We start from the raw sequence: 11,439 nt of genomic DNA on the forward strand, positions 1-11,439 counted from the left end.
CACGCAGCGCAACATTGGATACCGGCCCTCCGACATGGACAGGGAAATCGCTGCGGTCAAGGGGTTTGCAACAATTTTACTTCTTGCGTACGGTGCAAGCGAAACAAGATTTGCAGCAGAAAACAATGCTAGATTGCGCCAGTGCAGTTTTCAACACGCAGTTCCCCCGTTCCCCGCAAGCTTCAATCGGAAAGCGAGACGAGACCGCCCTGATGCCGATGCAGCCTGCCTGATATATCGAGTTCCAGAAGGATGAGATAGACCGCGGATGCCGCAAGGCCGGTGTGGCGGATGACGTCGTCGATCTCGACAGGCGTCGGCCCGAGCGCGCCGATGATGCGCATCCGGTCCGAATCGCCGGGTGGCATCGTTATTGCCCGGCTCTCGCGTGCCGGCTCCTCCTCCATCGACAAGGGGAAGAGGTCGAGTTGCGCAAGCGGCGCCAGGGCTTCGGTGACATCGGCAGGTTCGGTAACGATCGAAGCGCCGTCCTTGAGCAGGCTGTTGGTGCCGTGACAGCGCGGATCGAGCGGCGAGCCTGGCACGGCAAACACCAGGCGGCCGAACTCGCCGGCGAGCCGTGCCGTGATCAGCGAGCCCGATCGCATCGCCGCTTCGATGATCACCACGCCAAGCGCGATGCCGGCAATCAGCCGGTTCCGGCGCGGGAAATCGCGGGCGCGGGGCTCCCAGCCGAAAGGCATTTCGCTCACCGCCAGGCCGTTGCCGCCGGTTATCTCTTCGATGAGGCCGATATTCTCCGGCGGGTAGGGCTTGTCGAGACCGCCGGCAAGGGCGGCGATTGTGCCCGTGCCGAGGCTTGCCCGATGCGCTGCCGTGTCGATGCCGCGCGCCAGGCCGGAGATCACCGTATAACCCGCCCGGCCGCAGTCGCGCGCCACCATCGCCGCGAATTTGGTGCCTGCGGCCGACGCGTTGCGGGAGCCGACGATGCCGACGGCCGGTCGTTTGGCGGCAGCAAGTGCGCCCTTGACGGCAAGAAGCGGCGGCGCGCCGTCGATCTGTTTCAGCGCCTGCGGATAGTCCGGCTCGCCGATGCCGATAAAGCGGGCGCCGAAACGATACGCCGCCTCCAGTTCCCGGTGCGCCTCGGCCTCGCTGGCAATGCGGATGGCCCGTGTCGCGCCGCCGCGGGCCGAAAGTTCCGGCAGCGCCGCGAGTGCGGCCTCGGCCGAACCGAAATGATTGATAAGATCGCGAAAGGTTGCAGGGCCGACATTGTCGGAACGGATCAGGCGCAGCCAGGCAATCCTCTGCCTTTCGCTTAGCACCGTACCTGTTGATCCCGCGCTCGGCGCGTCCATTATCCCTTCGCCCCGATCTTGCTTTCCGTTCCGCCCATCAGGCGTGAAATATTTGCCTTGTGCTTCCAGTAGGAGATGAGCGTCATGATCGCCATGACGGCCGCGACCTTTTCATTGCCGAGTATCAACAGGGCAACCGGAATGACGAGCATGGCGACGAGGGCCGACAGCGAGGAATAGCGGGTGGTGACCGCGACCGCCAGCCAGATGGCGGCGAATAGCACCACCATGATCGGCGCGACGCCTAGAAGTGTGCCGATATAGGTGGCCACGCCCTTGCCGCCTTTGAAGCCGATCCAGACGGGGAAGAGATGGCCGATGAAGGCGAAGAAGCCGGCGATGATCGCGGCCTCCTCACCGAGGAAATAGCCGACGATCCAGGCCGCCGCCGATGCCTTCAGGGCGTCAAGCAGCAGGGTTGCCGCGGCGAGCTTGCGGTTTCCGGTTCTGAGCACATTGGTCGCGCCGATATTGCCGGAGCCGATGCTGCGCACATCGCCGAGGCCGGCGGCGCGGGTGAGAATCAGGCCGAAGGGGATTGAGCCGAAGAGATAGCCGATGACGGCGGCCGCAAGTGCGATCGGCAGCGTGATCTGCCATGACATGAGATTGGATAACATGTGCCCCCTCAGCCCTCCTTATCGTCCCGATCGTCTCTTAAACCGCGTGGACAAGCTTTCCCGAAACGTAGGTCGCAACCGCTCGCCCGCTGAAGCGCGCATCCTCGAACGGCGTGTTCTTCGAGCGGGAGAGAAGCATGTCTTTGGCGACAAGCCAAGGCTCATCGAGATCGATCAGCGTGATATCGGCCGCAGCACCCGGCTTCAGCGTGCCGGCCTCAAGGCCGAAGATTTGTGCCGGGCGGGTGGACATGGCGTCGATCAGCCGCATCAGGCCGACCTGGCCGCCATGGTGAAGCCTGAGGGCCGCCGCCAGCATCGTTTCCAATCCGACTGCGCCATCGGCCGCCTCGCCAAATGGCAGCCGCTTCGTGTCGACATCCTGCGGGTCGTGCGAGGAGACGATGATGTCGATCGCGCCGCTCGCAAGCGCCTCGCCCATGGCGACCCGATCGTCCTCCGGGCGCAACGGCGGATAGAGCTTGAAGAAGGTGCGGTATTCGCCGATGTCGTTCTCGTTGAGCGCCAGATTGTTGATCGAGATGCCCGAGGTCACCTTGGCGCCACGGCTGCGGGCGCGTTCGATGGCCTCGACCGACTCCGGCACGGAGATCATCGCGGCGTGATAACGGCCGCGCGTCAGCTCTGCCACCCTGAGATCGCGTTCGAGCGGGATCAGCTCGGCTTCCTTCGGAATGCCGGAGAGCCCCAGCCAGCTGGCGAAAAGGCCCTCATGCATGACGCCATTGGCGCCGAGATATTTGTCGCGGGTCTCGCAGGAGATGACGGCGCCGAATTCGCGCGCATAGGTCATGATCCGGCGCAGCACCTGTGTATTATGGACACTGGAATGAGCATCGGTGAAGGCGACGGCTCCCGCCTGCATCAACAGGCCGATCTCCGTCATCTCCTCGCCGGCAAGACCCTTGGTGAGGGCGGCTGCCGGATAGACGTTGACGGCGGCCGTGTCCCGCGCCGTCTTCTTGACGAATTCGACCAGCGCGATGTCGTCGATGACGGGATCGGTGTCCGGCATCATGATGATCGAAGTGATGCCGCCGGCTGCCGCCGCCCGGCTCGCCGAGGCGATCGTCTCGCGATGCTCGCCGCCGGGCTCGCCGATATGGACGCGCGCATCGACGAGGCCGGGCGTTGCCACGAGGCCGGTGCAGTCGCGCACGACGGCGCCTTCCGGCGCGCCCTGGTTCTGGGCCTCGCTGCCAGCGGCAAGAATCACGCCATTTTTAGCGACGATCGTTCCGATCTCGTCGAGATTGCGCGAGGGATCGACGATGCGGACATTCTTGAGGACGATCGAGTTGCTCATGCCATCATTCCGTCGGTTCGGGGACCTTGGTTCTGCGAGACGAGCAGCGTCTCCATGACGGCCATACGGACTGCGACCCCCATTTCCACTTGTTCGGCGATCACGCTCTGCGGACCATCGGCCACCTCGGAGGCGATCTCGACGCCGCGGTTCATCGGCCCCGGGTGCATGACCAGCGCATCATCCTTCGCCGCTTTCAGCGTTTCGGCGTCGAGTCCGTAGAAGTGATAGTATTCGCGCACCGACGGCACAAAGGCGCCGGACATACGTTCTCGCTGCAGCCGCAGCATCATCACGACGTCGGCGTCCTTCAATCCTTCCTTCATCGAGTGGAACACCTCGACGCCCATCTCGGCGATGCCGGCGGGCAGGAGGGTGGCGGGCGCGACGACGCGCACGCGTGCGCCCATCGCGTTCAGCAGCAGGATATTGGAGCGCGCCACGCGCGAGTGCAGCACGTCGCCGCAGATCGCTACGATGATGCGCGAAAGCTTGCCCTTGGCGCGGCGGATCGTCAGCGCGTCGAGCAACGCCTGGGTCGGGTGTTCATGCTGGCCGTCGCCGGCATTGACGACCGAGCAGGAGACTTTCTGGGCGAGAAGGGCGGCCGCACCGGCGCTTGAATGGCGGATCACCAGCACGTCCGGGCGCATCGCATTCAGCGTCATCGCCGTATCGATCAGCGTTTCGCCTTTTTTCACCGAGGAATTGCCGACCGACATGTTCATGACGTCGGCGCCAAGCCGCTTGCCGGCAAGCTCGAAGGAGGCCTGTGTGCGGGTCGATGCCTCGAAGAAGAGGTTGATCTGCGTCAATCCGCGCAGCGTCGACGTCTTCTTCTCTCGCTGGCGGCTGATCTTGACGGCTTCGTCGGCCTTGTCGAGAAGATAGGTGATATCCTGCTCGGTGAGGCCCTTGATGCCAATGAGGTGGCGGTGGGGGAAAAAGACCATGACCCTGCCTCTTGCTGTCTCTTGCGGGTCTATAATGAGTGCCGCCCGCCGGGGCAAGCACGCGCTGTGGGCAAAGGCTTATGTCCCCATGCATTTTCGCCCGAATTCCGATAGAGCAGAATAAAGCGAATCATAACTTCCGGTTTTCCTTGCCGGGTTCTTGCACTAGAAGCGAACAATGACCTCCGCAAACCGGACTGACGACAAACTCGCAGAACTCAACCAGCCGAGCCTGTGGTCCGGCATCAATGCCTATCGGTCCGATCCGCTGATTGTCGATCTGACGGCGGCCTTGCCGCGCGGCATCCGTGAAGACCTGGAAAATATCGGCCGCTACGTCACCTCGCCGGAGGCACAGGAGCTGGCGCGCATGGCAAACCAGGGGGCGCCACAGCTGCGCACCCATGGTCCGCGCGGCGAGCGCCTCGATGTCGTCGAGTTTCATCCCGCCTGGCACGCGCTGATGCGTCGCTCCATGTCGGTCGGCCTGCATTCCTCCGTCTGGGATCCGCAGGCCGATATTGAGGCGAAGGACGCGGGCCACAAGGTCCGCGCCGCGCGATTTTACCTGACGGCACAGCTGGAGTCTGGCCATCTCTGCCCGCTGACGATGACGAGCGCCTCGGTGGCCGCGCTGTCGGCGTCCCCTGCTGTGCAGAAGGACTGGGCGCCGAAGATCCTGTCGCGCAAATATGATTCGTCCAACCGGCCCGCCATGCAGAAATCCGCCGTGACGATCGGCATGGGCATGACTGAAAAGCAGGGCGGCACCGATGTCAGGGCCAATCAAAGCGCTGCCGAAAAGGTCAGCGAAGGCATCTATCGGCTCTCCGGCCACAAATGGTTCATGTCCGCGCCGATGAGCGATGCCTTCATCATGCTGGCGCAGACGAAGGAGGGCATGGGCTGCTTCCTCGTGCCGCGCCTGCTGGAGGACGGGTCCGCCAACGGACTGCAGTTCCAGCGGCTGAAGGATAAGGTCGGCAACCGCTCTAACGCCTCTTCAGAGGTGGAGTTCACCGACACCTTCGGCTTCCTGCTCGGCGGCCCGGATGCCGGCATCCGCACCATCCTCGACATGGTGACGTTGACGCGGCTCGATTGCGCGCTGGCCTCCTCAGGCATCATGCGCGCCTCGCTGGCCGAGGCCGTGCATCACACGCGCGGCCGCAGCGTCTTCGGCAGGATGCTCGTCAACCAGCCGATCATGACGCGCGTGCTGGCCGACATGGCGCTCGATGTCGCTGCCGCCACCGCGCTGTCCTTCCGCCTTGCGGATGCTTTCGACAAGGCGCGCGGCAATGCCGAGGAGGCGGCCTATGCCCGCGTCATGACGCCGGTCGCCAAATACTGGTGCTGCAAGATCGCGCCCGCGCTGATCTATGAGGCGATGGAATGCATCGGCGGCAATGGTTACATCGAGGAGCGCCCGATCGCCCGCCATTACCGCGAGGCCCCCGTCAATGCCATCTGGGAAGGCTCCGGCAACGTGATGGCTCTGGATGTGCTGCGCGTGCTCAACCGTGGCAAGGACCTGTTCGAGACGGTCTTCGCAGGTCTCGCCCGCGATCTCGGCCCTGCCGGCAAGAAGACGATCGACGTGTTGCGCGCAGCAATCGCGCTTTGCGAACAGGACGAGGGCGCGGCGCGCCTGCTTGTCGAGCAGCTGGCACTTGCCGCCGGCGCCGCCGAGCTCTACCGGCTCGGGGCAGGGCGCATCGCCGACGCCTTCATCGAGACACGCCTCGCCGGCGGCTGGCGCTCCACTTACGGCATGCTCGACTCCCGCTTCGACGCCAGCTACGTCGTCGATCTGCTCTACCCTCCGGCCCCCTGATTGTCGGCGGGGGAATGACGTATCTCGTCGAGGTCGCCTTCCCAGTCGATCCCTGCGAGATCTGCGATCGCATTTTTCTGACGGTGTTGTCGACGAGGCTTTGCAATGCCTGTTCGTGGCCTTTTTCGTCGCCAATCCCGTAGGGGCCATTGCCGCTTCGAGCAAGCCCCTATCGATATCCAGAGTCGTTCGCACGGTCGCATCCCATGTGTGTAATCTCAACAATACACATACTCGCGCTGCCTTGCCGAAAATCGATGCTGATGCCGCCGCCATAAACGAAAATCCGGCCGCGTCGCCACGGCCGGATTTATCGTCATTTACGTCCGAAAATCAGCGTTCAAAAGAAGCCACGGCGCTGCCACCAGCCGGCTTTCTTCGGCTTACCTTCGTCGCTTTCGCCATTTTCGGTACGGGTGGATTTCACCGTCGGCTCTGAGGAAGAAATATTGGATTCGCGGTTGGCGCGAACCGGCTTTGCTTCTTCCTGCGCGGGCGTTGCGAGATCGGCGGAGGCTTCGACCACCTCCGGCTCTGCTTCTACGGCGGGTGCCGATTCCGCGACTGGTTCTTCGACCGGCGCTGCGGCGGGCTTGCGGCGGCCGCGGCCACGGGCAGGCTTTACCTCTTCGGCGACGACAGCCACGTCCTCGACGGCAGCCGTTACAGCTTGGCTCTCGTCGGCCTGTTCGGCAACCGTCTCGACAATTGCGGCTTCACCGGGAGCGACGTCATCCGAAGTGCCGTCGTCTTCATCCTCGCTGCCGTTGTCTTCGCCGGCTTCATTCGCCGTCAGCTCGGAGCCGTCCTCCCGGTTGCGCCGACCGCCGCGCTTGCCGCGGCGACGGCGCTTGCGGCGCTGCGATTCCTCGTTTTCGGCGCGGCTCTCGGGTGCCGCGGCGGCGGTTTCGTCGCCCTCGGCGCCCGCGTCGTCGCCGTCTTCCTCTTCGTCGCCGGCTTCGCCTGCAGCGGCTGCCGGCTGCTCGGCATTGCCGTTGCGGCCACGACGGCGGCGGCGACGCTTGCGCTTACGGTTGCCTTCACCTTCGCCTTCCGAACGCGCCGCAGCGGGACGTTCGGTCGCGGCAGCCTTTTCCTCGAGTTCTTCGTCTTCGTCCTCATCAGCCTCGATGACGATGTCGTCGTCCTCATCCTCGGGGATGGCTGCGAAATTGAAGAGGCTTTCGATCTTGACCGGGTTTTCCACGGGCTCGCCGCGGTCGATCGCGAAGTGCTGCGCGCCGACCGAACCGTCAGCATCGATGATAATCGCTACGCCAAAGCGCGCTTCGTAATCGACGATCGTCTGGCGCTTGTGGTTGAGCAGGTAGAGCGCGATATCGGGCGTGGTGCGCACGGTGATGTTGTGCGTCGTGTTCTTGAGCAGATATTCCTCGATGCCACGCAGCACATGCAGCGCGACGGAGGACTGCGAACGGACGTGCCCGGTGCCGCCGCAATGCGAGCAGACCTGGGTGGTCGATTCGAGAACGGAAGCGCGGATGCGCTGGCGCGACATTTCGAGCAGGCCGAAATGCGAGATCCGGCCGACCTGAATGCGGGCGCGGTCGTTCTTCAGGCATTCCTTCAGCTTCTTCTCGACGGCGCGGTTGTTGCGCTTCTCTTCCATGTCGATGAAGTCGATCACGATCAGGCCGGCGAGGTCGCGCAGGCGAAGCTGGCGGGCGATTTCTTCCGCGGCTTCGAGGTTCGTCTGCAGCGCGGTGTCCTCGATCGAGTGTTCGCGCGTCGAGCGGCCGGAGTTGACGTCGATCGAGACCAGCGCTTCCGTCTGGTTCATGATCAGGTAGCCGCCGGAACGCAGCGTCACCTGCGGCTGCAGCATGCGGTCGAGCTGCGCCTCGATGCCGGAACGCGAGAAGATCGGGTGGATGTCGCGGTAGGGCTGAACCACCTTGGCATGGCTCGGCATCAGCATCTTCATGAAGTCTTTCGCTTCACGATAGCCTTCCTCGCCGGCAACGATGATCTCGCCGATGTCCTTGTTGTAGAGGTCGCGGATCGAGCGCTTGATCAGCGAGCCCTCTTCATAGACGAGGCAGGGGGCGGTCGACGCCAGCGTCAGCGTGCGGACATTTTCCCACAGGCGCATCAGATATTCGAAATCGCGCTTGACCTCGACCTTGGTGCGGTTGGCGCCGGCGGTGCGCAGGATGACGCCCATGCCCTGCGGCACTTCGAGCATGCGCGCGATTTCCTTCAGGCGCTTGCGGTCCTGCGGATTGGTGATCTTGCGGGAAATGCCGCCGCCGCGCGCCGTGTTCGGCATCAGAACCGAATAGCGGCCTGCAAGCGAGAGATAGGTGGTGAGAGCGGCACCCTTGTTGCCGCGCTCTTCCTTGGCGACCTGAACCAGCAGGATCTGGCGGCGCTTGATGACTTCCTGGATGCGATACTGCTTGCGCGGCTTGCGCTGCACGCGGTCCGGCACCTCTTCCATCGCGTCTTCGGCGCCGACGGATTCGATGACTTCCTCTTCACCGTGATCATCATCGTCATCGTCGTCATCGTGGCGACGCTTGCTGGTGTCGATATCCTCGGAGATGGCGTCGGTTTCCACCATCGCGGCCATCGTGCCGCCGACAGGGGCATCATCGTCGTTGTCGACACTCGAAGCGCCTTCCGCTTCGACGTCGGTCGGAACGGCGTCTTCCGTCGCGGTTGTTTCGGCGACCTTCTTACGGCTGCGGCGTGGTTTGGCCTTCTTGGCCGGGGCTTCTTCGGCGGCCTTGGGCGAAGCTACGACCTCCGGCGCTGCAGCACCCTCTCCGGTCGCTGTCTCGTCGGCTGCGGCAACCGGCTCCGGCGCCTCCGGCGGCACGATACCGACATCCGGCTGGTCCTGGGTCGAAAGGTCGACCATCGGCGCGGTTTCGACGTGCTCGACGTCTTCGTCGCGACGGTGCTCCTCGGCCTCGGCCCGAAGCAGCGCCTGACGGTCGGCGAGCGGAATCTGGTAATAATCAGGATGGATTTCGGCGAAGGCCAGGAAGCCGTGCCGGTTGCCGCCGTAATCGACGAAAGCGGCCTGCAGCGAGGGTTCGACCCTCGTTACCTTTGCAAGATAGATATTGCCGCGGATCTGCTTCTTGTGCTGCGACTCGAAGTCAAATTCTTCTATGCGGTTCCCGCGAACGACAACGACGCGCGTCTCTTCCTCGTGAGACGCATCGATAAGCATTTTGTCTGCCATGTAAGCTGTGCTCCTCGGCGTGGCCGCGAGAGCGCATTCCCGACTGCTGTTGAAACAGAAAGAATGCGGTCCACCGTGGCCGCGCCGGATAATGAAAGTCGCGCTTGACGCGAAGGGAAGAGCAGCAGCCAGACCGCAGCCGGAACCGTTTCGGTCCGGGGCCTGTACACTTCAGATAAAACCTGCTGCGAAACCATCAACAACCAAGCGTGATCGACAAATACGAAGACCCGGTTCGGGTCCGATGAGGTTGCTCCCTGAGAGCGTGGTGGCTGATCCACCAATGAAGTTCCGACAGAAGCCGGAAAATCAGGATCCAGTTCCCGGGTTGAAGCGCATGAGACGGCGGACGATGACCGATGTGGCGCCAGGTCCAGATCTGGCTGGCAGCCCTTGCGGCGACTCTATCCCGTCAACACTTCTACCCTAAAATGCGTTGTATGTTTTCTGTGTCACAATAGCAAGGGAAAAGCCAAATGTGCCATAATATTGATGGATTTCGAATCGCATAGAAACTGGGGGCGGGTGACCGCGATTCGGCAGGTCGCAAGGCGTTTCGCTCTCGAGCGTCCGTTCCGGCCATATCAGGTCCATCGTGGTTATAAATAGGGTGTGACGGTTTATTGTTTAAGAGGGCTCGGATCGCGGTGCAGTCCGCAACGCGGCGATCGACATTCGCAAGGCGGGTTCAGACGGCGGTGCTCATTGCAGGTTGCCTCCTGCCTGGCCTCGCGGGTTCGGCCGAGACGAAGGATCCGCTGCTCGCTTATGGGGCGCGCATCATCGGCGATGACGCCAGGACGCGCATCGTCATCGATTTCGACCGCGAGCCGCGTTTCTCTGTCCATTATATCGCCAATCCGGAGCGGATCGTCGTTGATCTGCCGGCCACCGCCTTCGGTTTTCCGGCGAAGGATTTGGCCGCTCGCGGCCTCTTCAAAGATATCCGCTACGGCAAGATGGATGAGGAGAGCGCCCGCATCGTGCTGACAGCGGCAAGGCCGGTGAAGCTCTCGCTCGCCAAGGTGCAGGCCGACGAGGCGGGCAGGGGCCATCGCCTGGTGCTCGACGCCGAAATGATCGATAAGCAGGCCTTTGCCGAACTGGTCAAGACACAATCCTGGGATGATCGGACCGAGGCGGCCCAGACGACGAGCGCCATTCCGGCGCCAGAGAAAGCCGCTCCCGGCGATTTCGTTATTGCCGTCGACGCCGGCCATGGCGGCATCGATACCGGCGCTGTCGGCGTCGATACGAAGACCGAGGAAAAGCAGGTGACGCTTGCCTTCGCCAGGGCTCTGGCCGACCGGCTGAACAAGGAGCCGGGCATCAAGGCGTTCCTGACGCGCAGCGACGATGAGTTCCTGTCGCTTTCTCAGCGCGTGCTGATCGCCCGCCAGAACCATGCCGGCCTGTTCATTTCACTGCATGCCGATACGCTGAAACAGAAGGATATCCGCGGGGCGACGGTCTATACGATTTCGGACAAGGCCTCCGACAAGCTCGCAGCCGATCTTGCCGATCGCGAAAACCTTTCCGACCAGATCGCCGGCAAGGAGGTAGTCGCCGAGCCGCCCGAGGTCGCCGACATCCTGCTCGATCTGACGCGGCGCGAGACGCAGGCCTTCTCGATCTCGCTGGCCGAGAGCGTGCTGAATTCCTTCAAGGACCAGGTCGGCACCATCAACAATCCGCACCGCCACGCCGGCTTCCGCGTGCTGCAGGCGCCCGACGTGCCGTCGATCCTGCTCGAGCTCGGGTTCCTGTCGAATGCCGAAGACGAAAAACTGCTGCTCGACGAAACCTGGCGCACCAGGATCGCCGATCTCCTGACCGAGGCGGTGAAGCGATACCGCACCGGCGTCGTGGCGAATGGCGGCTGATGGACGCCGTTCAAAAAATCCCTCGCGCCTGCTGGAACGGCGGCAGCCTGAAAAACAAAGACTTAGCCTGCCTCGCCTGATTCAAATTCTGAGCAAGATGTTTCAATCAGGAACAGAACGGGCGTTGCTTGGATGTGACAGTCCTGATGAAACGCTGCCGCGGCGGTGATTGCGGCGGTCAGAGCCCTATTTTGCTCACATTCGCGCCGTTACTCCGGCTTATGTTTCCTAGCTTGAGGCGCGGAATCGGCTTGTGGCGGTAGCGCTCATGGAGTAAGCC

The 11,439-nt window shown here is 63.0% G+C and carries 7 protein-coding genes; 2 read left to right on the plus strand and 5 right to left on the minus strand.

Translation table 11 applies throughout. From position 1 onward, the window contains the following. Positions 1-182 precede the first annotated feature (182 nt). The 4 genes from dprA to AMK00_RS08295 are packed head-to-tail and all read right to left on the minus strand — an operon-like array spanning position 183 to position 4,225. A complete protein-coding gene (gene dprA, locus AMK00_RS08280) occupies positions 183-1,325 on the minus strand; it encodes a DNA-processing protein DprA (RefSeq protein WP_064810123.1) in 1,143 nt (380 codons plus the stop codon). Further along, on the minus strand, positions 1,325-1,945 hold the full coding sequence (gene plsY, locus AMK00_RS08285; RefSeq protein ID WP_064801870.1) for a glycerol-3-phosphate 1-O-acyltransferase PlsY: 621 nt from the start codon (positions 1,943-1,945) through the stop codon (positions 1,325-1,327). Before plsY ends, dprA begins: the two co-directional genes overlap by 1 nt. Before the next feature lie 37 nt (positions 1,946-1,982). Beyond that, positions 1,983-3,272: a dihydroorotase gene (locus AMK00_RS08290; protein WP_064801872.1), complete on the minus strand. Its 1,290-nt coding sequence runs from the start codon at positions 3,270-3,272 to the stop codon at positions 1,983-1,985. Further along, complete coding sequence (locus AMK00_RS08295) at positions 3,269-4,225, minus strand: aspartate carbamoyltransferase catalytic subunit (protein ID WP_064801874.1); 957 nt, start codon at positions 4,223-4,225, stop codon at positions 3,269-3,271. The genes AMK00_RS08290 and AMK00_RS08295 overlap by 4 nt, the downstream gene beginning before the upstream one ends. A gap of 178 nt (positions 4,226-4,403) precedes the next feature. Between AMK00_RS08295 and AMK00_RS08300 the strand changes: the two genes are divergently transcribed. After that, positions 4,404-6,062: an acyl-CoA dehydrogenase family protein gene (locus tag AMK00_RS08300; protein ID WP_064810124.1), complete on the plus strand. Its 1,659-nt coding sequence runs from the start codon at positions 4,404-4,406 to the stop codon at positions 6,060-6,062. Positions 6,063-6,402: 340 nt separating this feature from the next. On the opposite strand, the gene AMK00_RS08305 is transcribed toward AMK00_RS08300, so the two are convergent. Beyond that, positions 6,403-9,276, minus strand: coding sequence for a ribonuclease E/G (locus AMK00_RS08305; protein WP_064810125.1), 2,874 nt, complete (start codon positions 9,274-9,276; stop codon positions 6,403-6,405). 623 nt (positions 9,277-9,899) lie between these two features. On the opposite strand from AMK00_RS08305, the gene AMK00_RS08310 reads away from it, so the two are divergent. Next, entirely contained in the window at positions 9,900-11,159 is a 1,260-nt protein-coding gene (locus tag AMK00_RS08310; protein ID WP_064810126.1) for an N-acetylmuramoyl-L-alanine amidase, read from the plus strand. Positions 11,160-11,439 lie beyond the last annotated feature (280 nt).

It is taken from the genome of Rhizobium sp. N621 (genome assembly GCF_001664325.1).
GTDB classification, from domain to species: Bacteria; Pseudomonadota; Alphaproteobacteria; order Rhizobiales; family Rhizobiaceae; genus Rhizobium; species Rhizobium esperanzae.

Bases quoted from the DNA above. Each gene is read 5' to 3' on its own strand.
- dprA (WP_064810123.1), bottom strand. From the start codon at position 1,325: ATGGACGCGCCGAGCGCGGGATCAACAGGTACGGTGCTAAGCGAAAGG.
- plsY (WP_064801870.1), bottom strand. From the start codon at position 1,945: ATGTTATCCAATCTCATGTCATGGCAGATCACGCTGCCGATCGCACTT.
- AMK00_RS08290 (WP_064801872.1), bottom strand. From the start codon at position 3,272: ATGAGCAACTCGATCGTCCTCAAGAATGTCCGCATCGTCGATCCCTCG.
- AMK00_RS08295 (WP_064801874.1), bottom strand. From the start codon at position 4,225: ATGGTCTTTTTCCCCCACCGCCACCTCATTGGCATCAAGGGCCTCACC.
- AMK00_RS08300 (WP_064810124.1), top strand. From the start codon at position 4,404: ATGACCTCCGCAAACCGGACTGACGACAAACTCGCAGAACTCAACCAG.
- AMK00_RS08305 (WP_064810125.1), bottom strand. From the start codon at position 9,276: ATGGCAGACAAAATGCTTATCGATGCGTCTCACGAGGAAGAGACGCGC.